Source organism: Stappia sp., from assembly GCF_965276915.1.
GTDB lineage: Bacteria > Pseudomonadota > Alphaproteobacteria > Rhizobiales > Stappiaceae > Stappia.
The window spans coordinates 1,541,507-1,562,299 of the sequence record NZ_OZ255709.1; the positions used below are offsets into that span (position 1 = coordinate 1,541,507).

Annotated in this window: 19 protein-coding genes and 1 tRNA gene; 15 read left to right on the forward strand and 5 right to left on the reverse strand. The window is 65.8% G+C overall.

What is annotated here, in order from left to right:
* Positions 1-55 precede the first annotated feature (55 nt).
* The 3 genes from yidC to rpmH are packed head-to-tail and all read right to left on the reverse strand — an operon-like array spanning position 56 to position 2,487.
* Positions 56-1,882 (reverse strand): membrane protein insertase YidC, encoded by a 1,827-nt coding sequence (gene yidC / locus ACQY46_RS07205; RefSeq protein ID WP_428699579.1) that lies wholly within the window; start codon positions 1,880-1,882, stop codon positions 56-58.
* A 9-nt stretch (positions 1,883-1,891) separates the two neighbouring features.
* Positions 1,892-2,314: a ribonuclease P protein component gene (gene rnpA / locus ACQY46_RS07210; protein WP_428699580.1), complete on the reverse strand. Its 423-nt coding sequence runs from the start codon at positions 2,312-2,314 to the stop codon at positions 1,892-1,894.
* Between the two features lie 38 nt (positions 2,315-2,352).
* Positions 2,353-2,487 (reverse strand): 50S ribosomal protein L34, encoded by a 135-nt coding sequence (gene rpmH / locus ACQY46_RS07215; RefSeq protein WP_067220180.1) that lies wholly within the window; start codon positions 2,485-2,487, stop codon positions 2,353-2,355.
* 415 nt (positions 2,488-2,902) lie between these two features.
* Here rpmH and ACQY46_RS07220 point away from each other — a divergent pair, with 415 nt between their 5' ends.
* The 5 genes from ACQY46_RS07220 (at position 2,903) to ACQY46_RS07240 (ending at position 8,051) form a co-directional block, all read left to right on the forward strand.
* Positions 2,903-3,748 carry a DUF547 domain-containing protein gene (locus ACQY46_RS07220; RefSeq protein WP_428699581.1) on the forward strand — a complete coding sequence of 282 codons (846 nt, stop codon included), beginning with the start codon at positions 2,903-2,905 and terminating at the stop codon, positions 3,746-3,748.
* 49 nt (positions 3,749-3,797) lie between these two features.
* Complete coding sequence (locus ACQY46_RS07225) at positions 3,798-4,598, forward strand: TVP38/TMEM64 family protein (RefSeq protein ID WP_428699582.1); 801 nt, start codon at positions 3,798-3,800, stop codon at positions 4,596-4,598.
* An 85-nt stretch (positions 4,599-4,683) separates the two neighbouring features.
* Positions 4,684-6,114 (forward strand): dihydrolipoyl dehydrogenase family protein, encoded by a 1,431-nt coding sequence (locus tag ACQY46_RS07230; RefSeq protein WP_428699583.1) that lies wholly within the window; start codon positions 4,684-4,686, stop codon positions 6,112-6,114.
* A 134-nt stretch (positions 6,115-6,248) separates the two neighbouring features.
* On the forward strand, positions 6,249-7,763 hold the full coding sequence (locus ACQY46_RS07235; protein WP_428699584.1) for a sensor histidine kinase: 1,515 nt from the start codon (positions 6,249-6,251) through the stop codon (positions 7,761-7,763).
* Positions 7,764-7,974: 211 nt separating this feature from the next.
* Positions 7,975-8,051 (forward strand) — tRNA-Arg (locus tag ACQY46_RS07240).
* 47 nt (positions 8,052-8,098) lie between these two features.
* Here ACQY46_RS07240 and gcvA read toward each other — a convergent pair.
* Entirely contained in the window at positions 8,099-8,992 is an 894-nt protein-coding gene (gcvA, locus tag ACQY46_RS07245) for a transcriptional regulator GcvA (protein ID WP_428699585.1), read from the reverse strand.
* Positions 8,993-9,175: 183 nt separating this feature from the next.
* On the opposite strand from gcvA, the gene ACQY46_RS07250 reads away from it, so the two are divergent.
* Together ACQY46_RS07250 and ACQY46_RS07255 are read left to right on the forward strand one after the other, a co-directional pair.
* Complete coding sequence (locus tag ACQY46_RS07250; RefSeq protein ID WP_428699586.1) at positions 9,176-10,597, forward strand: amidase; 1,422 nt, start codon at positions 9,176-9,178, stop codon at positions 10,595-10,597.
* A 12-nt stretch (positions 10,598-10,609) separates the two neighbouring features.
* On the forward strand, positions 10,610-11,875 hold the full coding sequence (locus ACQY46_RS07255) for an MFS transporter (protein WP_428699587.1): 1,266 nt from the start codon (positions 10,610-10,612) through the stop codon (positions 11,873-11,875).
* 56 nt (positions 11,876-11,931) lie between these two features.
* Here ACQY46_RS07255 and ACQY46_RS07260 read toward each other — a convergent pair whose 3' ends face one another.
* The gene (locus tag ACQY46_RS07260) at positions 11,932-12,570 is read right to left on the reverse strand and encodes a LysE family translocator (RefSeq protein ID WP_428699588.1); all 639 of its coding nucleotides are present in this window, start codon (positions 12,568-12,570) and stop codon (positions 11,932-11,934) included.
* A gap of 426 nt (positions 12,571-12,996) precedes the next feature.
* Here ACQY46_RS07260 and ACQY46_RS07265 point away from each other — a divergent pair, with 426 nt between their 5' ends.
* From ACQY46_RS07265 to ACQY46_RS07300, 8 genes are all read left to right on the forward strand, one after another.
* The gene (locus tag ACQY46_RS07265; RefSeq protein ID WP_428699589.1) at positions 12,997-13,974 is read left to right on the forward strand and encodes an acyl-CoA desaturase; all 978 of its coding nucleotides are present in this window, start codon (positions 12,997-12,999) and stop codon (positions 13,972-13,974) included.
* 36 nt (positions 13,975-14,010) lie between these two features.
* Positions 14,011-14,298 (forward strand): acyl carrier protein, encoded by a 288-nt coding sequence (locus tag ACQY46_RS07270; protein ID WP_306026864.1) that lies wholly within the window; start codon positions 14,011-14,013, stop codon positions 14,296-14,298.
* A gap of 8 nt (positions 14,299-14,306) precedes the next feature.
* Positions 14,307-15,194 (forward strand): class I SAM-dependent methyltransferase, encoded by an 888-nt coding sequence (locus ACQY46_RS07275; protein ID WP_428699590.1) that lies wholly within the window; start codon positions 14,307-14,309, stop codon positions 15,192-15,194.
* A 121-nt stretch (positions 15,195-15,315) separates the two neighbouring features.
* Positions 15,316-16,620, forward strand: coding sequence for a cytochrome P450 (locus ACQY46_RS07280; RefSeq protein WP_428699591.1), 1,305 nt, complete (start codon positions 15,316-15,318; stop codon positions 16,618-16,620).
* Positions 16,617-17,396: a thioesterase II family protein gene (locus ACQY46_RS07285; RefSeq protein ID WP_428699592.1), complete on the forward strand. Its 780-nt coding sequence runs from the start codon at positions 16,617-16,619 to the stop codon at positions 17,394-17,396. The genes ACQY46_RS07280 and ACQY46_RS07285 overlap by 4 nt, the downstream gene beginning before the upstream one ends.
* A 22-nt stretch (positions 17,397-17,418) precedes the next feature.
* Positions 17,419-19,197 (forward strand): fatty acyl-AMP ligase, encoded by a 1,779-nt coding sequence (locus ACQY46_RS07290; RefSeq protein ID WP_428699593.1) that lies wholly within the window; start codon positions 17,419-17,421, stop codon positions 19,195-19,197.
* A gap of 69 nt (positions 19,198-19,266) precedes the next feature.
* Positions 19,267-19,692: a PaaI family thioesterase gene (locus tag ACQY46_RS07295; protein ID WP_428699594.1), complete on the forward strand. Its 426-nt coding sequence runs from the start codon at positions 19,267-19,269 to the stop codon at positions 19,690-19,692.
* A 26-nt stretch (positions 19,693-19,718) separates the two neighbouring features.
* Positions 19,719-20,744, forward strand: a complete 1,026-nt coding sequence (locus tag ACQY46_RS07300; protein WP_428699595.1) for a TauD/TfdA family dioxygenase — start codon at positions 19,719-19,721, stop codon at positions 20,742-20,744.
* The last annotated feature ends 49 nt before the right edge of the window (positions 20,745-20,793 follow it).

The window sequence follows — 20,793 nt, forward strand, 5'->3', positions numbered from 1 at the left end:
CCCGGGGGTGTTCCCGGGGCCACAGTCATGATCGGGCCTTTTAGCGCCGCCAGCGTCACTTGGACTTGCTGTCGGCCTCCCCCTTCTTTCGACTGAAGGAGCCTTTCAGGTTGTCCCAGAGTTCCACCTTCACGCCCTGGCGCCGCATGATCACGTATTGCTGGGCGATCGACAGCGAGTTGTTCCAGGCCCAGTAGATCACCAGGCCGGCCGGGAACGAGGCCAGCATGAAGGTGAACAGCACCGGCATCCAGGTGAAGATCATCTGCTGGGTCGGGTCCGGCGGGGCCGGGTTCATCTTCATCTGGACGAACATGGTGACGCCCATGATCAGCGGCCAGATGCCCAGCATCAGCATCTGCGGCGGGTCCCAGGGGATCAGGCCGAACAGGTTGAACACTGAAGTGGGATCGGGAGCCGAAAGGTCCTGGATCCAGCCGAAGAACGGCGCATGCCGCATCTCGATGGTGACGAACAGCACCTTGTAGAGCGCGAAGAAGACGGGGATCTGCACCAGCACCGGCAGACAGCCGGCGAGCGGATTGATCTTTTCCTTCTTGTACAGCTCCATCAGGGCCTGCTGCTGCTTTTGCTTGTCGTCCTTGTAGCGATCCCGGATCTCGGTCATCTGCGGCTGGACGAGCTTCATCTTGCTCATCGAGACGTAGGACTTGTTGGCCAGCGGGAAGAACACCGTCTTGATCGCGACCGTCACGAGAAGAATGGCGACGCCGAAATTGCCGACCACCTTGAACAGGTAGTCGATGACGAAAAACAGCGGCTTGGTGAGGAAGTAGAACCAGCCCCAGTCGATCAGCAGCTCGAACTGCTTGACGCTGAGGTTCTCTTCGTAGGCGTCGAGCTTGGCTGTTTCCTTGGCGCCGGCGAACAGGTGGGTTGTCGAGGTTGCGCTCGCGCCGGCTTCGACGCGGACGGGGTCGGCGAGGAAGTCGGCCTGGAAGTTGTCGGACGCCTGTGCGTAGGAGAACTGCGGCTGGAAGCCGGTGCCCTGCGCCGGGATCAGCGCCGATGCCCAGTACTTGTCGGTGATGCCGAGCCAGCCGTTGCTGACGGCGGCGGGGCGTACCCGGCCGTCTTCCTGGACGTCCTCGTAATCGACCTCGGAAAGCCCGGTTTCGCCGAAGACGCCGATCAGGCCTTCATGAAGGATGTAGAAGCCGGCGGTTTTCGGTGTGCCGTTACGAACGATCAGGCCGTAGGGGTAGAGCTGGACGGCCTCGCCGGTCTCGTTGCGCACCCGCTGCTCGACGGTGAACATGTAGTCGGCATCGATCGAGATGACGCGCTCGAAGACAAGCCCGCCGCCATTGTCCCAGGTCAGGGTGACGGGCGATTGCGGCGTCAGCTTCGCGCCGTCCGCCGCCGTCCACACGGTGGTTGCCTGGGGCAGTGCGACATCCGCGCCCGGATCGGCGGTGACGCCGAAATCGGCGTAGTAGGGCGCCGGTGCGCCCTTCGGCGAAAACAGCACAATGGTCGGGCTCGAGGCGTCGACCGTCTCCCGGTAGTCCTTCAGCCGGAGGTCGTCGATGCGCCCGCCCGCCAGGTTGATCGATCCGCTCACGCGCGGCGTGTCGATGATGACGCGCGGGGTTGCCTCGATCGCCGCTTCACGGGACATCGCCGTCGTTGCAGGCGCCGTGCCGCCCGGCACGCTCGCCGCGCCGGTAGCCGCGTTGCCGGGCGCGCCCGGGGTCTGCGGTGTGGCATCGCCGGTAACCGGCTGACCCTGCTCGGCCGCCTGCTGCTCGGCAACCTGTCGCTGCTGTTCGAGCTGCGGCTTGGCAATGAAGTACTGCCAGCCAAGCAGGACGATCAGCGACAGGACGATAGCCAGGATCGTGTTACGGTTGTCGGCCATAATCGGCGTTCACCTTCGGTTTTTCGCTGGAGTTTTGGATGGGGTGCGACCCGTGCGACGCCTGTCCTGCGACGGGTCGGCGGTCACTGGCGCCTTGGCCAGGCAGTGTCCGATCTCGCGCACCAGTGTGTCGAAATCCATGGACAGTCCGGCGCGGCGGCCGATCAGCACATAGTCGACGCCCGGGCGCGCCTGCACGGCTGCGGCGCGCACCGCCTCGCGGAAGCGTCGGCGGATGCGGTTGCGCTCTACGGCGTTGCCGGTCTTCTTGGTGACCGTGTAGCCCATGCGCGGCACTGCGTCCGCCCGTGCGGCGGTCGCGGCCTGCAAGACAAAGGCCCGCCGTGCGCTCCGGCCGCCCTTTGCGGTGGCCAGGAACTCGGCGCGCTTCTTTAGCGTTGGCAATGTCGTGGCCGGCGGGGACTGGATCACGTAAACGATTCCTCCACCGCCAACCCGGCCGGGCCCGCTTAGGCGCTCAGCCGCTTGCGGCCCTTCGCGCGACGGCGGGCAAGGACCTGACGGCCGTTCTTGGTCGCCATGCGGCTGCGGAAGCCATGGCGGCGCTTGCGGACGAGGCGGCTCGGCTGATATGTGCGCTTCATTGTTTCTTCTCCCGCGCGCGAGGGGCGCGCGGCCCTGGTTCTCGAATTGTCTGGTGGTCGATCCCCCCACCCGTCCGGGCCGCGACCCGTAGAGGCAAGGATGTCGTGGGCGCCGCAAAAGTCAGCACGACCCGATTGCGGGGCTTATACGGGCCGAACACCCCGAAGTCAACGACAAGCGGGCGTCCTGCGACGGGAAACCGCGCCGCCGCGGTTGGCCCATTCCTCCCGGTTTCCTGCAAGCTCCCGAGCACGTCGCGGTGAGCCGGCTTCACAGGCGGGTGACGAGCCTTCCAGCGCCTTTCACTTCCCGGTGAGAGGGGCCGATTCCGCCTCACGACATCCCAGATAGAAGGTAGAACGCAAGGGCTGGTCCGCTCCGGCGCCCTGATGGCTGAAACAGGAGACCAATGACATGCGACACGTGGCAGGCTGCCCGGCCGAAGGGCCTCCGCACACGGATGAGCACGCTTTCGGTGTCGCCGCGCCGGTGTCGCGCCGCTCTCTCGTTGCCGGACTGGGCGCCGCCTTCCTGCTGCCGGCCGGTGCCGCCAGGGCGGCAGCGCCGTCGCACGGCCCCTTCACAGATCTGCTGCAACGCTATGTCGTTGCCGGTCGCGACGGGCTCAACCGGGTCCGCTATGCCCGTTTCAAGGCGGAGGCGGGCGGGTCTCTCGATCGCTACATCGCATCGCTTGCCGCGACCCGCGTGTCGGGCCTTGGTCGCGACGATGCCTTTGCCTTCTGGGTCAATCTCTACAATGCCGTGACCCTGCAGGTGGTGCTCGCCCACTACCCCGTCCGCTCGATTCGCGAGATCGACCTTGGCGGGGGCTTTTTCGCCCGCGGCCCCTGGCGCAAGAACCTGGTTGCCGTCGAGGGGCGCGACCTGTCGCTCGACGACATCGAGCACGGGATCCTGCGCAAGCGCTGGTCGGAGCCGCGCGTTCACTATGCCGTCAACTGCGCCTCCATCGGCTGCCCCAACCTTGCCCGGGAGGCCTGGTCGGGCGCGACGCTCGAGCGGATGCTGGACGAGGGCGCCCGCGCCTTCATCAATCACCGGCGCGGCGTCGCGGTGACGGCGGACGGCGTGCGGGCCTCGCGCATCTACAGCTGGTTTTCCGAGGATTTCGGAACCGGGGAACAACTGCGCGAACATTGGCGTGCCCATGCCGGGGCAGGGCTTCGTCGCGGGCTCGATGCCAATCCGCGAATCGCCGGATATGATTACGACTGGGGGCTGAACGATGCGGGCTGAACGGGACGCGGACAGTGCGGCCGCGACCGCGAAAACGGGGGAGGGCGCAATGCGGCAGGGCGAGGAAGGCGATGCACCGGCACCGGTTCCGCCGCCAGCGGGCGGCGGTGCGCTGCGTCGCTTCGCGCCGCTCGCGGTCATCGCCGCCGCGATGGGGCTTGGCTACGCCTTCGGCCTTCACGAATATCTCAGCCTGTCGAACCTGATCCGCGAGCGCGCCGAACTTACTTCCTTCGTATCGGGCAACCTGCCGCTCGCCATGGCGGCCTTCGTCGGCGTCTATGTTGTGGCCGTGGCGCTGTCCTTTCCCGGCGCCTCGCTCCTCACCATCATCGGCGGCTTCCTGTTCGGCTGGGCGCTTGGCGGCACCCTGGTCGCCTTTGCCGCCACCATCGGCGCGGCGCTCATCTTCCTGGCCGCGAGCACCTCGCTCGGCGAAACGCTGAAGCACCGTGCCGGTCCCTTCCTCTCCCGCCTCGCGGCGGGTTTCCGGGAGGACGCCTTCAACTATCTCCTGTTCCTCCGGCTGGCGCCGGTCTTTCCCTTCTGGCTGGTCAACATCGCTCCGGCGCTGTTCGGCATGAGCCTGCGCCCCTATGTGACGGCGACGTTCTTCGGCATCCTGCCGGGTACCTATGCCTATGCCTTCATCGGCGCCGGCCTCGACAGCGTCATCGCCGCGCAGGAAGCGGCCTCTCCCGGCTGTGCCGCCGCCGGCACCTGCAGCATCGAGCTGTCGGCGCTTGTCACCCGCGATCTGGTGCTCGCTTTCGCGGCGCTCGGGATCGCGGCCCTCGTTCCCGTTGTCGTTCGCAAGTGGCGGGCGAAGAACCGTCCGCCCCGCGGCTGAGCGCGTCGGGCACCATGTCCTTTTCAAGGGGGCCGGTCGTGCCCCGCGCGGCAGCGCCTGCCGTGACAAATCCGGAGCAAGCACGATGACCCGCATCCTGACGCCCGATATCTGTGTCATCGGCGCGGGCTCCGGCGGCCTCTCGGTCGCCGCCGCGGCGGCCGCCTTCGGTGTCGAGACCGTCCTGGTCGAGAAGGGCGAGATGGGCGGCGATTGCCTCAATTACGGCTGCGTGCCCTCCAAGGCGCTGATCGCCGCCGGCAAGGCCGCGCATCATGCCGCCCATTCCGTGGCACTCGGCGTCACCGCGCCGCGCGTCGACATCGATTTCGCCGCCGTCAACAACCATGTCCACTCCGTGATCGCGGCGATTGCCCCGCATGATTCGCAGGAGCGTTTCGAAGGGCTCGGCGTCACCGTCATTCGCGCGCCAGCCCGGTTTCGCGATGCCGAGACGGTCGTCGCCGGCGACGCCGAGATCTGCGCCCGGCGTTTCGTCGTGGCCACCGGCTCCTCGCCGCTGGTGCCGCCGATCCCCGGTCTCGACACGGTGCCCTTCGATACCAACGAGACGATCTTCACCCGCCGCGAGTGTCCCTCGCATCTCCTCGTCATCGGCGGCGGGCCGATCGGGCTGGAGCTTGCCCAGGCACATCGCCGGCTTGGCGCGCGCGTCACCGTCGTGGAGGCGGCCAGGGCGCTGGCAAAGGAGGACCCGGCACTTGCCGCGATCGTGATCGAGACCCTGCGAGAGGAGGGGGTGGAGATCCTTGAGCAGACCAAGGTGATAAAGGCGGCCGGCGCGGCCGGAGACATGTGGCTCACGCTCGAGGATGCCTCCGGCATACGCGAGATCTCCGGCACCGACCTGCTTGTTGCCGCAGGTCGCAAGGTCAATGTCGAGGGGCTGGGACTGGAGGAGGCTGGCATCGCCTTCGACCGGCGCGGCATCACCGTCGGAGCCGACTTGAGAAGCTCCAACCGCCGCGTCTATGCCATCGGCGATGTCGCCGGCGGACTGCAGTTCACCCATGTCGCGGGCTATCACGCGGGCGTCGTCATCCGCGCGCTTCTCTTCCGCCTGCCGGCAAAGGAAAACCGCGACATCATTCCCCGGGTCACCTTTACCGATCCGGAGATCGGCCATGTCGGGCTGACCGCCGACGAGGCGCGCGGCCGCTACGGCGCGGAACGGGTGAAAGTGCTCGAGGCGCCGTTCTCCGGCAATGATCGCGCCCAGGCGGAACGGCGCACGCAAGGGCTGGTGCGCCTCGTCGTCGGCAAGGGCGGCAAGGTGGTCGGCGGCGATGCTCTCGGCGCCGGGGCCGGCGAGATCGTCAACATGCTGTCGCTGATCGTGGCGCGCGGCCTTACCGTGCGCGATATCGCCGGTTTCGTCTCTCCCTATCCGTCCCTTTCGGAAGCGGTTCGCCGCGCGGCGATTTCCTACTATGCTGACAGCGCGCGCAACCCGTGGATTCGCCGCCTCGTCCGCTTCCTTGCCCGTTTCGGCTAGCGGCCGGCTGCATCTTCCGGTCCTGCGCACGGGGGGCGTTGAGCAGCGCCGGACGTGGCAGCGTCCGGACGGACAGGCGACAGGCGGGCCGCGGCGATGCGGCCGCGAGAGGGTGGCTAGTGACGGCGCCGCAGATGACCGACGACCCGCGCGAGAACTCCGTTACCGGGGCGGAGATGCCACGCGAAGGCAGGAGGCGCTGGGGCGGCCTGTCCGGCAAGCTTCTCATTCTCACCGTGCTTTTCGTGATGCTGAGCGAGGTGCTGATCTTCGTCCCCTCGATCGCCAATTTCCGCAATACCTGGCTCACGGACAAGCTGACGGTGGCCGGCGTTGCGGCGGCGATCCTGGTGGAGACCGACATGGTCTCGCCCGCCGTGCAGGCCGAATTGCTGCGCACCACCGGGGCATTGGCCATCGCCCTCGATGACGGCGAGCGCCGCCGGCTCATCGCCATGTCCGGTTCGCCCGGTGCGGTCGACCGGATGGTCGATATGGGCAAGGCCGATCCGATGAGTTCCGTCCTCGACAGCTTCTCCACGCTGCTTTTCGGCGGCGACGGGCAGCTTCGCGTGGTCGGGCCCTCTCAGATGGGGCTCGGCGGACGCGTCGACATCGTTCTGCCCGAGGCGCTTCTGCGCGATGCGATGCTCGCCTTCTCGGTCCGCATCCTGGCCCTGTCGCTGGTGATTTCGGCGATCACCGCCACGCTGGTCTATCTGTCGCTGCGCTGGCTGCTGGTGCGGCCCATGCAGAAGCTCACGCGCTCGATGGCCCGGTTCCAGGAGGCGCCCGAGGACCCGTCCCGGGCGATCGTCCCGTCCGGACGCAACGACGAGATGGGCGACGCCGAACACCGGCTGGCCGCCATGCAGGCGACGCTGACCGAGACGCTGCAGAGCCGGCGGCGGCTTGCCGACCTGGGGCTCGCGGTCTCCAAGATCAACCACGACCTGCGCAACATCCTCGCTTCCGCCCAGCTCTTCTCCGAACGCCTGGAGCATGTCGCCGACCCGACGGTGCAGCGGCTGGTGCCGAAGATCATCGCCACCCTCGACCGGGCCGTCGGCTACACCCAGTCGGTGCTTGCCTATGGCAGCGCCCGGGAGGCACCGCTTGCCCGTCGGCTCGTGCGCCTCGACGCCGTCGTGCGCGATGTCGGCGACGTGCTCGGCCTTGCGCCCGATGGCGACATTTCCTTCGACAACCGGGTGTCGGAAGGAGTGGAAATCGACGCCGATCCGGAGCAGCTCTTTCGCGTGTTGATGAACCTGTGCCGCAACGCGGTTCAGGTGCTGGAGCAGAACGGGGCCGATGTGCTGGTGCGACGGGTCGTTGTCGAGGCCGAGTGCGGCGCCGATGGCGCGCTGATCCGGGTTCGCGATACCGGGCCCGGCATTCCGCCGGCCCTGCGCGACAAGCTGTTCAAGCCGTTCCAGTCTGCCGCCAAGCGGGGCGGCACGGGTCTTGGCCTTGCCATCGCGGCCGAACTGGTGCGCGCCCATGGCGGCAGTATCCGCCATGTCGCGCGCGACGGTCCGGGGGCCGAATTCGAGATCGTCCTGCCGGCGCGTCTGCCCGGGGAGCGGTCCGGCACCTTGCCGCAGGCGCATGGCGCCGGTGTTTCCGGGCGCGATGCGGCCATGTAGCCTTGCTTCCGGATGGTGTGCGCCCTGGCCTTCCCTGCGGGTCGCCGGGCTTATCAACAGGCATGCTCGCCGGGTCCGAAAAATGCGCTAAAAACGCATTGCCTCGCTTGCAATCGGCAAAGGACCGGAGTAGAGGTAGCGCCCTGTTCGAAAGGTAATGCCTTCGGACGGAACGCCTCGCCTCGCGCCATGCGACGGCCTGACGGCAAAAGCACCGGTAGCTCAGCTGGATAGAGCACCAGACTACGAATCTGGGGGTCGGGAGTTCGAATCTTCCCCGGTGCGCCATTTCCTCTTTTTTCCTTGATTGCATAGGCTGCAGCCTGCCGCGTCAATTACCTGACGTCGCCTGCGGCTTCATTCAGCATCCATGACCTGAACGCGTCGATTTTCGTCCGCGAGCCGTTTCCTTTCGGATAGACGAGATAATACGCGAACGCGTCGAGTAGGATGCTGTCCGCAAGTTGAACGAGGCGCCCGTCCGCCAGTTCCGTCTCGATCAGCGCGGCCGGAAGAAGGCCAACTCCCTGGCCGCCGATAACGGCCTTGAGAAGGAGACCCGCGTCGTCGAACGACGATCCGCGGGAAGGCACCGTTTCCTCGATGCTCTGCGACTGAAACCAGAGGTGCCAGGCTTTTCGTTCGGCGTCGTGAACGAGCGGCCATGACGCCAGGCTGGCCGTCGCGGTGGGCCTGCCTCTTTCCGCGAGGAGCGAGGGGGCGACGACCGGTACGACTTCCACCGTCAGGATCCGGTGGCTGCAAAGCCCCGGATACAGGCCGAGACCATGGCGGACCGCGACGTCCACACCGTCATGAGAGAAATTCGCCAGCGCGCCGGTCGTCAGAACCCGCAGGTCGATGTCCGGATACGCATCCTGAAATTTCTTCAGGCGCGGGACGAGCCATGTCAACGCGAAAAACGGGGTGACGCTCACCGTCAGCGTCGTGTCCGCCTCGCCCGCGATGCGCTGCGTTGCCTCGGCAATCTGCCTGAAGGCATTGCGGATGGGCGGAAGATAGGCTTGCCCTTCTTCTGTCAGCAAGATGCCCCGGTTGATGCGATGGAACAGCTTCGTTCCAAGATGCAACTCCAGAACCTTGAGCATCTGGCTGACCGCACCCGGTGTCACGCAGAGCTCCGCAGCGGCGTGCTTCACCGACAGGTGTCGTGCGCTGGCCTCGAAAGCACGCAATGCGTTAAGTGGAGGGAATTTCCCCGATTTCATTTAGTTTTCCTAATTCTTTTTCTCAAAAAATCTGGTTTGCTCATGAGGTATTTATCGGCGCAAATGAGATCACTGACCCGGATAAGGTTTCGTCAAAACAGTTTAGCCCAACTGAGTTCAGTCGGAAAGGGTGGCGCTTGCGAGTGCCTTCGACCGCCTCCGGATTGATCAAACCGAAGCTGCATGAAAGTGATCGACATGAATGCCCCTTCCACCGCTCTCCATTATCTTGATCTTTCGGATCTTGCCGCACGCATCAGGGCGGGCGCCGTTTCGCCCGTGGATGTGACGCGCGCGCTGCTCGACCGGATCTCCCGGCTGGACCCGTCGCTGAATGCCTATGCGCTGGTCACGGCGGAGGATGCGCTGGCACAGGCCGGCGCGGCCGAGGCGGAAATCAAGAGCGGCCGCTACCGCGGTCCGCTGCACGGCGTGCCGCTTGCCGTCAAGGACCTGTGCCTGATGGCAGGTCATCCGGCCGCGGCCGGTATGCCGATACACCGGGACCGGCTCTCGCCCGAGGATTCGACAGTGGTCCGCCGGTTGAAGGAGGCGGGCGCGATCATCCTCGGCAAGCTTCAGATGACGGAAGGGGCTTATTCGGACCATCATTCATCCATACTCCCGCCGAAGAACCCCTGGAATGCGAGCTACTGGCCCGGCATCTCCTCAAGCGGCGCGGGCACGGCGACGGCCGCTGGCCTGTGCTACGGCGCGATCGCGTCCGACACCGGGGGGTCGATCCGTTGGCCTTGCGCGGCCAACGGCCTGACTGGCCTGAAGCCGACCTGGGGGCGGGTCAGCCGCCATGGTGTCTTTCCGCTTGCCCCCACGCTGGATCACATCGGCCCGATGGCCCGCAGCGCAATGGACTGCGCCCTGATCCTGGCAGCGGTTGCCGGCCCGGACCAGAACGACCCGACAGCGCTCACTGTCCCGGTGCCGGACTATGCCGGTCTGGCCGGCGCGGGGGCGGCCGGTCTGAAGATCGGCGTCGACCCTGGCTGGAACAGCGACGAGGTGGATCCGGAGGTGAGGGAAGCGCTCCAGGGCGCGGCGGACGCGTTCCGCTCGCTCGGCGCGGCAATCGTCGAGGTTGCCTGCCCCGACGTGGCGCAGGCCGTCGCCGACTGGACGCCCCATTGCGCGGTCGAGGCGGCCGTCGCCCACGAGGCAACCTATCCGGCGCGCAGATCGGAATACGGCCCCGTTCTGGCGTCGGTTGTGGAAAGCGGCCGGGCTCTCCCTAGCATGGAGTACCAGAAAATCCTGCTCCGGCGTCTGGAGTTGCGCGGCAGGATGGCCGCCGTGTTCGGCGCGATCGATCTTCTGCTGACGCCGGTTCAACCCTTTGGGCCACTCACTCTGGAGACGATCCGGACGCTCGGAACACAGCCCGAACTCATTGCGAGGCTGCAGCGCTACACCTGCCCGTTCAACCTGACCGGCAATCCCACGCTCACATTGCCCGGCGGCTTCTCCGGCGCCGGGCTGCCGGTCGGCATTCAACTGGTTGCCGCACATCTGGGCGAGCCGGCCCTGCTGCGCGCGGGCGCAGCGTTCCAGGGCGTAACGTCCTGGCACCGCCGGCATCCGCTTGGCTGACGGATGGTCATCATGAGCAGCAAACCCGCCAGGCCGGGCCCCCGTGTGTTCTACGGCTGGTTCGTGGTTCTCGCCGCCTTCACCGTGACCCTGCTCGGTTTCGGCAGCGCCTATACGTTCAGTGCCTTTTTCGAGCCGCTTCAACGGGAGTTCTCGGCGTCGCGGGGGGCGACCTCTCTCGTGTTCTCGTTTGCCGGTTTCCTCTATTTCGGCGCCGGCATCGTCAGCGGCCCGCTCGCCGACAGGATCGGCTCCCGTCCGCTCGCTGTCGTCGGCATGGTCCTTCTCGGTTCGGGACTGGTCCTGGCTGGCGCGGCGCGCAGCCTGACGGAGGTCTGCCTTGCCTATGGTCTCGGCGTGGGATTGGGGATCGGGCTTTCCTATGTGCCGGTTGTCGGTGCCGTGCAGCGTTGGTTTGACCGGCGGCGCGGCTTCGCCTCGGGTATCGCGGTGAGCGGGATCGGCGTCGGAACCCTCGTCATGCCGCCGCTGGCCTCCTGGCTGATCGGGCATCTCGGCTGGCGCATGAGCTATATGCTGATCGGTGGCCTTGCCGGCGTCATCGGGGCAGGCGTGTCCCTGCTGGTCGTCAACGATCCCCGCGAGCGCGGACTGATGCCGGATGGCGGTCCGCCCGGATCCCCGTTGCGCAGGGCGCAACCGGAAGGCGCCTCGATCCGCGACGCCGTCCTGTCACGACGGTTCATCGCGCTCTACGCAGCCTGCCTGCTCTGTTCGTTCGGTGTGTTTGTGCCCTTCGCTCATCTCGTGCCCTATGCGCTCGATCACGGTATTCCGCCGTCGTCGGCCGTGTGGATCCTGGGAGCCATCGGTATCGGCAGCACGGCGGGGCGTTTCTTCCTCGGAGGGGTGGCCGACCGCCTCGGACGGCAGGCATCGCTTTTGGCGATGTTCGTCGGGATGGCGCTTGCCATGGGCATTTGGGCGCTGTCCACCCAGGCATGGCAGCTGGTCGTCTTCGCGCTTGTCTACGGCCTGTTCTATGGCGGCTGGGTGGCGTTGCTTCCGGCCGTGGTCATGGACGGTTTCGGCGGGCGAAACGTCGGGGGTATCATCGGGGTCCTCTACACCAGCGTCGCCTTTGGAACCCTGGCCGGGCCGAGCGCCGCGGGCCTCGCGTTCGACCTCACCCGAAGCTACATGCTGCCGATCGCGGTGAGCGCCGTCGCCGGTATGGCGGGAGCCTGCCTCATCGCGGTCGCCTGCCGTTCAGACATATTCGGAAGCCGTCGGTCTTCGAGGGGGCCGGACGGTTGAGGCCGGGCATCCGCGTTTCCAAGGACAAGACCGCTTCGGTGCGCGGGTGGTGCCTGTTATCTCTGCAGGCTATCCACGATCAGCCACAGGCCGGAGAGCGAATAGACGGTGACCAGTGCGTATTTGAAGCCGGTGGAATTGGCCACTGTCTCGCGTGTCAGCATCCTTGAGGAGAACAGCAGCACGTAGCTGGAGAAGATGACGGCGCCAAGGACGAGGCAACCGAGCACGATCGCCAGCGGCACATACCAGGGCGAGTCCTGCCGCACGCCCGTTGCGATGATCAGGATCCAGCCGACCACCGCTTTCGGATTGAGGATCTGGATGAAGAACCCCCGCCTGAAGTTGCCGGCAAGGCTGGTTCCGGCAGTGCCTGTGTCGCCGCCCGCGGCCACCGGCCGGCGCATGTTCGTCCTCCAGGCCAGCCACACCAGGTAGACCCCGCCGGCGATACCGATCGTCATCATCGCCGCGGGCATGGCGACAAGCACCGATGACAATCCGATCGCGGCAAGCAGGGCCCATGTCTGGCCCGCGGTCATGACACCGGCCGTTACCGCAAAGCCGGGCAGGCGGCCCTGCTGGACCGATGTGGTGGCGATGGTCATGTTGCCGAGGCCCGGGCTCGCCGCGCCGACAATATAGACCAGGAAGGCGGACAGCATGTTCGCCAAATCATGGGGCATGACCGACATGTGCCAGGAGATCCGGTAGCGGGTTGAAGGGGAGGGGAAGTGTACGGCGCATTATAGCAAGGCCGCCGCAATCCCTGATAGTCGATATTTGTCGCCGGCCCGCAATCCGCGCAACCCCTCGGCCTCTCACATTGGCAGGAAGCGCCTCTTTCAAGGCGCGCGCGGCGCGTCCCCCAAATTCTTACCTTGATAAATTTACGTAAATGTCGGAATGCATATGCATTTGGTCGTCTATCATATAGACAGTGACTCACCTGATATATTTAAAGAATTTCGTACAAAAGTGTCCGTGTGATAGATAATACAAAACAAATACTTTGAATATCCTGCCAATTTTTATGAATTGGCCGGATGAAAGATGAATTTATACATAAATCCCGAGCGTCATGTGTCGACGAAACACCATATATGTTTGGAGGATGAAACATGCTGAACCGGGACGACCAGATCGCTCATGAGATGTTCCAGGAGGTGCAGTCTCCGGATCAGCCGCGCCAGAAGGTGCTCGACAGTCCGCATCTGCACAAGTTGCAAAGGATGCACTTCCTTCTCTTCGACGTGTTGCCGATCGTTGGAACGGTCTGCGCGGTCGCGCTGCTTTTCTTTCATCCCGTTTCGGTGGTCGACATCGCGCTCTTCGCGGTCATGTGGATACTGACGGGGCTGGGCGTTTCGGTCGGATATCACCGCCTGTTCACCCATAGAAGCTTCAAGACCACGCCGGTGGTGCGCGCGCTTTTCGGCATCTTCGGCTCGATGGCGGGGCAGGGCGGGGTGATCTCCTGGACGGCCATGCATCGCAGGCATCACGAACTGGGCGACCAGGAAGGCGACCTGCACTCGCCCAACCTCCATGGCAGCGGTCTTGTCGGCAAGCTCAAGGGCTTCGTTCACGCGCATTTCACCTGGATGGTCGCGCATCCCTATCCCAACGTCGTCCACTATGCCCCGGACCTTCTGAAGGACCCCGTGATCATCTGGGTCAACAGGCACTACTACACCTGGATCGTCCTGGGGCTGCTGGCTCCCACGCTGATCGGCGCGCTTGTCACGCAGACCTGGATGGGGGCGGTGACCGGCTTCCTGTGGGGCGGCATGGTGCGCATGTTCGTCGTCGAGCAGGGGATCTTCTCGCTCAATTCGCTCTGTCACCTGATCGGACGGCGTCGCTTCACCACCGATGACCAGAGCACCAACATCAGCTGGCTGGCGCCGTTCATCTTCGGGGAATCCTGGCATCACAACCACCACGCCTTCCCCGCTTCCGCGTCGTTCGGCCTCGCGTGGTACCGCATCGACCCCGGTTACTGGGTCATCTGCATGCTGTCTCTCCTCGGACAGGCCTGGGACGTCAAGGTCCCCACGAGGGAGCAGATCAGCCGCCGGGAAATCCGCGCGTCCTGACATTCTCGACCAGCAGTGAAAGAGGAGGGAGATCCCATGGATCATGTCCAGATTGCAGAACAGATCGACGAAGCGGCCGTTGCCGCCTGGCTGAAGTCCTACATCGCCAATGTGCTCGGCATGGAAGATGCCGCGATCAAGGGCAGCGACGGGCTGGACTCCCTTGGCCTGGACTCGGCGCTGACCACGGCCCTGGCGATGGACATGGAAGGATGGCTCGGCATCGAGATCCCTCTCGCCATCCTGTTCGAGGCGGAGACGCTCGACAAGATCGCCGAGGGCGTCACGCTCGAGACCCAGCGCCAGCAGGTAACCGCAGGATGAGTACCGCCATGAAGAACGACCAGCAGGACTATGGCGGCTCGATGTCGGCCGTCCAGTACCACTACGATGTCAGCCGGGAATTCTACAGCCTCTGGCTGGACGAGAGCCTGACCTATTCCAGCGCTCTCTGGGAAGGCGAGGACGACACCCTGGCCGCGGCCCAGCAGCGCAAGATCGACCATCACCTGAGCGAGGCTCGGGTCGCGCGGGCGACCTCGCTTCTCGACATCGGCTGCGGCTGGGGCGCGCTGGTGCGCAAGGCCAGCGCCTTTCCCGCACTCGAGCGTATCGTCGGACTGACGCTGAGCGAGGACCAGGCGGACCAGGTCCGCGGCTTCGCGATCCCGAAGATCGAGGTGCGCCTCGAAAGCTGGACGCAGCACAAGCCGGACCAGCCCTACGACAGCATCATTTCCGTCGGCGCGTTCGAGCATTTCGCCAAGCCCGAGGACAGCCGGGAGGTCAAGATCTCCACCTATCGGGATTTCTTCTCCACCTGTGCGGGGTGGCTGACGCCGGGCGGGCGGCTTTCGCTGCAGACCTTCGTCTACGGCACGATGCGCAACGAGGAGGCGAGCGAGTTCATCAACGAGGAGATCTTCCCCGCCGCCGACCTTCCCCGGCTGGAGGAGATCGCCGCTGCGATCGACGGCGTAATGGAGATGACCTACCTGGTCAATCACCGCCTTCACTACGCGCGCACCTATGACGCGTGGGCGCGAAACCTGCGCCGCAGGCGGGACGAGGCGGTTCGCCTTGTCGGCGAGGAGGTGACGGAGCGCTACGAGCGCTACCTGAAACAGACCTCGATCGGTTTCTATACCGGCAAGATCGGCCTGCTTCGCATCTCGCTTCGCCCGACCGACCGTGGCGTGTCCGTCCTGGCGAAGATCTAGGCTGTCCCGATAGACGGCAGGCCCGTCCGCTTTTCATCGCGGCATGACAGTACGGCGGCGGCGCGGATCCCGCGTCGCCGGTCGCCTCCCCCTTGCGTGTCCAGGATCAGGGAACAGTGCAATGACCCTCACGGCTCCAACCATCACGGACCCGGCCCAGAGCAAGGCTTCGAGCCCGGCCACCGCGGGACGTGCCGCCGCGGACATCGTGTTCAACCCGCTCGATCCCGCCTTCCGGGAGGATCCTTATCCGGTCTATGCGCGGCTGCGCGCGGAAGCACCCGTTCTGCGGACGAAAGGAACGCTGATCCTGTCCCGCTACGAGGACGTGGTTGCCATTCTTCGCAGCCGGAAATTCAGCGTCAGCCTGATACCGGACACCGTGGTCAAGCAGGCCTCCCGGCTTCGCTTCACCGAATACGGCCAGATGCTGCGTTTCCTGCTGGCATCCATCGTCTTCACCGACAATCCGGACCACATGCGGTTGCGCCGGCTGGTCAACCAGGCCTATTCGAACGAGGCGATCAACGCCCTCCTGCCGGCGATGACCGACAGGATCGAGCGGCTGCTGGCGGATCATGCCCGCAACGGCGCCTGCGAGGTCATCGGCGACATTGCCGAGCCGCTGCCGATCCACATCCTGTGCGACTGGATGGCGGTGGAGGAGGAGGCCCGTCCCGGCATCTCCGAGAAGGTCCATGCGGTGCGATACCTGCTCGATCCCGGCATGATGAACCGGTCGAGCTTCGAGACCGCCGCGCGCAGCATGCAGGAGCTGACCGGCTATTTCGGCGAGCACGCCGCGCGCCTGCGCAAGTCCGGCAAGGACACGCTTGTGGCCCGGCTCCATGAGGCGCGGTTCGATGGCAAGGGCCTGTCGGACGAGGAAGTTGCCTTTGCCTGCGTGATGTCCTTCGTCGCCGGTACCGAAACGACGCAATGCCTGATCGGCAACATCACGGACGCGCTCCTGAACGAGCCTGGCCAGTTTGCTGCGCTTGCTGGCGATGATGCGGCGATCCGCGCGGCCATCGAGGAGGTGACGCGGCACGAGACGCCGCTGCAGTTCACCAAGCGGCTGGCCGTGGAGGATTGCAGCGTCGGCGGCATCGATATCCGGGCGGGCGAGCAGATCCTGCTCTGCCTGGGGGCCGCCAATCGGGACGAGACCGTCTTCGAGGACGCGGACGCGCTGCGCCTGCAGCGGTCGGGACCCGCCCATGTCGGCTTCGGCTTCGGCATGCATTCCTGCCTCGGCGCGCTCCTGGGACGGGTGCAGAGCGCGACCTTCCTTCAGGTTCTTCTTGACGGTTACGAGGCGTTCGAGCGCGTCGACAAGCAGCGCAGCTGGCAGGCCAACAGCCTCATCCTGCGCGGCCCGGCACGGCTCGACATGCGCTTCGCGGCACGGCGGGGGATCGCGTGAGGGCGTGTACCGACATATTCGCGAGTGAGCGCAAGGAAAGCGCGCTCGATCTCTATGCCTTCCATCATGCGGGCGGCAGTCGTCATTCCTTTGCCGCCTGGCAGACCCGCTTTCCCGATGCCATCGCCCTGCACCGGGTGCAACTGCCGGGACGGAGCGCGGAGGCGAGCGACCTGCTGCCGAAATGGGCGGGCGGGCTGATCCCGGACCTGGCGCGCCGGTTCGTGCGCGAGCGCGCCGGATCGCGCAGGCCTTTCGTGTTCTACGGGCACAGCCTTGGCGCGCTGATCGCCTTCGAGCTGGCCCGGTTCCTCCGCCTGCTCGGTGCGGAGATGCCGGCCGGGCTGGTCGTTGCCAGCCGCCGCGCGCCGCAATGCCCGCTGACCCATGGCGAACTGTTCAGCCTGCCGGACGAGGAACTGGTCGCCGCTCTGCACCGCCTCGGCGGCGTTCCCGCCCATATGCGCGGCAAGGACGACTGGCTGCGCCAGATGCTGCCGGTCATCCGGGCCGACCTGATGCTCTCCGATATCTACCGCTATGCCGGCCAGCCGCCGTTCGCTTGCCCGATCCTGGCGGTCAAGGGATTTGACGATCCGATCCTCTCGCGCGACGAGCTTGCCGCATGGTCGACCCACACGACACGGGAGTTCGTCTGCGCGGAACTGTCGGGTGCGCATTTCTTCGACGCAGCGGGAACGGCGCAACTGCAAGAAATTCTCATCGACACCCTGGCCCGCTGGGCCGAGTTCGAGCCTGCGGCCGTGCCCGCGTAAACAGTCTTTCCGGAGGGACACCATGCTGGACAAGAGACACGAGTTGAGCGCCCCCGCCGTCCCGACCTTGTGGGGTCTTCTGGATGGCTTCGCCGCCACGCGGCCCGACGAGAAGGCGTTCCTGTATCTGGGGCCCGACAACATCGAGCAGGAGGTCCTGACCTACGCCGAACTGCTGCGCCTTGCGCGGGTCTATGGCCAGCGCCTCCGCCAGCATTCGAGGCCCGGCGACCGGGTCATCCTGATGTTTCCCTCGGGTCTCGCATTCGTGGTGGCCTTCTTCGCCTGTCACTTTGCCGGCGTGGTACCCGTGCCGATGGTGCCGCTGAAAGGGCAGCGGCTGCGCAACACGGTGCATGCCATCGCCGAGAACTGTGCCGCGTCCGTCGTGCTCAGCAATGTCGAGCAGGCCGAACTCGTTCACGCCCAGCTCAGCCCGTTGCCGAGCTACCGCGAGGCGACCTATATCGCGGTCGATCTCGACAACGGCTCCCCGGCGCCGGTGGCGGACGCCCATGAGGCCTCGCCGCAGGAACTCGCCTTCATCCAGTACACGTCCGGGTCGACCTCGGTTCCCCGGGGCGTCATGGTCAGCCATGCCAACCTGGCGGCCAATCTGGAGATGATGGCCGAAGCCTTCGGCAACGATGACACACCGACCTATGTCGGCTGGGCGCCGCTTTATCACGACATGGGACTGATCGCGAACGTGCTGGAGCCGTTCTATCTCGGGTCCTTCTGCATCCTCATGTCGCCGAACCTGTTCGCCCACCGGCCATGGCTCTGGCCCAAGGCGATCAGCGATTACCGCGCCGTCGTCAGCGGCGGGCCGAACTACGCCTATGACCTTTGCATCGAGCGGCGTGACCAGATCCTGGAGGCCGGCTTCGACCTGTCGTCCTGGAAGCTTGCCTTCAACAGCGCCGAGCCGGTGCGCGCCGGCACGCTGGAGCGCTTCACGAAGACCTTCGAGCCGATCGGCTTCCGGCCGCACACCTTCTATCCCTGTTTCGGGATGGCGGAGGCGACCCTTCTGATCACCGGCGGCAGCCGCAAGGAGGAACCGATCGTCCGCTCCGTCAGCCGCGGCGGCCTCGCCCGGGGAAGCGCGGGCCCGCCCGCCGACGAGAAGGACGAGACCCTCGCGGTCGGCTGCGGCCGCGCGCTGCGGGACGAGACGCTGCGCATCGTCGACCCCGAAACCTCGGCGGCGTTGCCGGACGGCGAGGTCGGCGAGATCTGGGTCGCCGGGCCGCATATTCCGGAAGGCTACTGGGGCCATGAGCAGGCCTCGAAGGACACCTTCCACGCCAGGGTCGACGGCGAACCCGGTCCCCGCTTTCTCAGGACCGGAGACCTCGGCTTCGTCCTTGACAACGAGCTCTACGTCACCGGGCGGCACAAGGACCTGATCATCGTCCGCGGCCACAATATCTACCCGCAGGACATCGAATACATGGCCGAACGGGCCTGGCCGGGGCTGAAGAAGAATTCCGGTGCGGCGTTTGCCGTGGAGGATCCGGAAACCGGCATCCAGACGCTGGTCCTTGCCCAGGAGGTGATGATGGGCAATCGGCAGGCGATCGATATCGACGCGGCGACCAAGGCGATCCGCCAGGAAATCCTGAAGGAGGCCGACGTCACGGTGCACAAGATCGTCCTGCTCGATCCGGGATCGATCCCCAAGACGTCGAGCGGCAAGATCCGCCGCGCCGAGACGAGGATCCGCTACCTGGAGGAAACGCTGTCGATTCTCTCCAGGCGCTCGCCGGCCACGGCGGCGGCGGCCGGCAGCGACTGACCCTCGCGGGCGGTGCTGAAAATGCCGCTGCTCGCGGTTCCAACCCGAAATGACGAGGCGGATCAGACCATGTCCGACGACCAGGCGCCGGCACTCTCCCGTGAGGAGATCGAGGCGATCATCGCAAAGACGCCGTTCGCGGTCTGGGTGGGCGCGCGTCTCGATGTCTACCGGCGCGGTGAGGTCGAGATCAGCATCCCGATGCGCCGCGACCTGACGCAGCATCACGGGTTCGGGCATGGCGCCATCATCGGCTTCCTTGCCGACAGCGCCTGTGCATGGGCGGGGGCCTCGGTCGCCGGCGACGTCGTGACGTCGGAATACAAGCTGAACCTGGTGGCACCGGCCGTCGGCCAGACCCTCGTGGGATGTGGCTCGGTCGTCCATGCCGGAGGGCGTCAGGTCGTTTGCCGCGCCGATCTCTACGCCATCGCGTCCGAACGGCGAAAGCTCGTGGCGACCGCGCTTGCCACGATCGTTCAGGTCAAACGGTAACAACAAACCGCTTGGGAGGTTGCATCATGTATCACACCGAAAACCCGCTCGGCTCCGACATGCCGATCGTCGTCTGGTCTCCCGCCAACGGGCGCGGTTTCGACCTTGACGGCCTTACCCGCTATCTCGCCGACAGCAAGGACCGCCTGTCGGCCCAACTCGACGAGCATGGCGGCGTGCTGTTGCGCGGCTTCGACTGCGTCCGCACCTCCGATGACTATCAGAAGGTTCTCGATGTCGTCGCGCCGGACCTGATGGACTATGTCGGCGGCACCTCGCCGCGCAAGGTGGTCAACGGCCGGATCATGACGGCGACCGAGATCCCCGGCACCTATTCGATCCCGCTGCATCAGGAGATGTCCTACACCGACAACTCGCCCGACCGCATATCCTTCTTTTGCGAACGTCCGGCCACGGAAGGCGGCGAGACGACCATCGGCGACATGCGTGCCATCACCCGGAACATGGATGCCGCGGTCCGGGCTCGCTTCGAAGCGCATGGCGGCGTTCAGCTCTGCCGCAACCTGCCGCTTCCCGACCGGGTGGATGCGCGTCCCGGCGTGCCCAAGACCTGGCATGAGGTCTTCGCAACCAAGGATCGCAGCGAGGCTGAAAAAGTCGCCGGGAAGTCAGGCTGGCGTTTCGAGTGGATGGAGGACGGTTCCATGCAGCTCTGGCAGGAGGTGCGGCCCACCACCCGCCTGCATCCGAGATCCGGTGACGAGGTCTGGTTCAACCAGGTTCACATCTTCTCGCCCGCCTCAGCGCTCAAGTGGGCGCGCGAGGACGGGCGCACGGAGGCGGCCGACAGGCTGGCCCGGGCGCTCGAGGAGGCGCCGCAGCTGCTCGATCACATGCGCTACGGCGACGGCACGGAAATCGAGGAAGCCGACGTCCTGCACATCTATGACGTGCTGACGGCCAACGCCCGGCCGGTCAAGTGGCAGGCGGGCGACGTGCTCATCCTCGACAACATCCTGGTCGCCCACGGTCGCCGCAAGTTCGCCGGCGACAGGAGCGTGCTGACCGCACTCATCCAGCACGCCCACTAGGCGCGTCGCGCCGACCTTTCACGGCTCCGGGAGAGCCTCGCCCGAGTGG

Bases quoted from the DNA above. Each gene is read 5' to 3' on its own strand.
- ACQY46_RS07255 (WP_428699587.1), top strand. From the start codon at position 10,610: ATGAGCAGCAAACCCGCCAGGCCGGGCCCCCGTGTGTTCTACGGCTGG.
- yidC (WP_428699579.1), bottom strand. From the start codon at position 1,882: ATGGCCGACAACCGTAACACGATCCTGGCTATCGTCCTGTCGCTGATC.
- ACQY46_RS07225 (WP_428699582.1), top strand. From the start codon at position 3,798: ATGCGGCAGGGCGAGGAAGGCGATGCACCGGCACCGGTTCCGCCGCCA.
- ACQY46_RS07270 (WP_306026864.1), top strand. From the start codon at position 14,011: ATGGATCATGTCCAGATTGCAGAACAGATCGACGAAGCGGCCGTTGCC.
- ACQY46_RS07295 (WP_428699594.1), top strand. From the start codon at position 19,267: ATGTCCGACGACCAGGCGCCGGCACTCTCCCGTGAGGAGATCGAGGCG.
- ACQY46_RS07235 (WP_428699584.1), top strand. From the start codon at position 6,249: ATGACCGACGACCCGCGCGAGAACTCCGTTACCGGGGCGGAGATGCCA.
- gcvA (WP_428699585.1), bottom strand. From the start codon at position 8,992: ATGAAATCGGGGAAATTCCCTCCACTTAACGCATTGCGTGCTTTCGAG.
- ACQY46_RS07250 (WP_428699586.1), top strand. From the start codon at position 9,176: ATGAAAGTGATCGACATGAATGCCCCTTCCACCGCTCTCCATTATCTT.
- ACQY46_RS07290 (WP_428699593.1), top strand. From the start codon at position 17,419: ATGCTGGACAAGAGACACGAGTTGAGCGCCCCCGCCGTCCCGACCTTG.
- ACQY46_RS07265 (WP_428699589.1), top strand. From the start codon at position 12,997: ATGCTGAACCGGGACGACCAGATCGCTCATGAGATGTTCCAGGAGGTG.
- ACQY46_RS07275 (WP_428699590.1), top strand. From the start codon at position 14,307: ATGAAGAACGACCAGCAGGACTATGGCGGCTCGATGTCGGCCGTCCAG.
- ACQY46_RS07300 (WP_428699595.1), top strand. From the start codon at position 19,719: ATGTATCACACCGAAAACCCGCTCGGCTCCGACATGCCGATCGTCGTC.
- ACQY46_RS07220 (WP_428699581.1), top strand. From the start codon at position 2,903: ATGCGACACGTGGCAGGCTGCCCGGCCGAAGGGCCTCCGCACACGGAT.
- ACQY46_RS07230 (WP_428699583.1), top strand. From the start codon at position 4,684: ATGACCCGCATCCTGACGCCCGATATCTGTGTCATCGGCGCGGGCTCC.
- ACQY46_RS07280 (WP_428699591.1), top strand. From the start codon at position 15,316: ATGACCCTCACGGCTCCAACCATCACGGACCCGGCCCAGAGCAAGGCT.
- ACQY46_RS07260 (WP_428699588.1), bottom strand. From the start codon at position 12,570: ATGTCGGTCATGCCCCATGATTTGGCGAACATGCTGTCCGCCTTCCTG.
- rpmH (WP_067220180.1), bottom strand. From the start codon at position 2,487: ATGAAGCGCACATATCAGCCGAGCCGCCTCGTCCGCAAGCGCCGCCAT.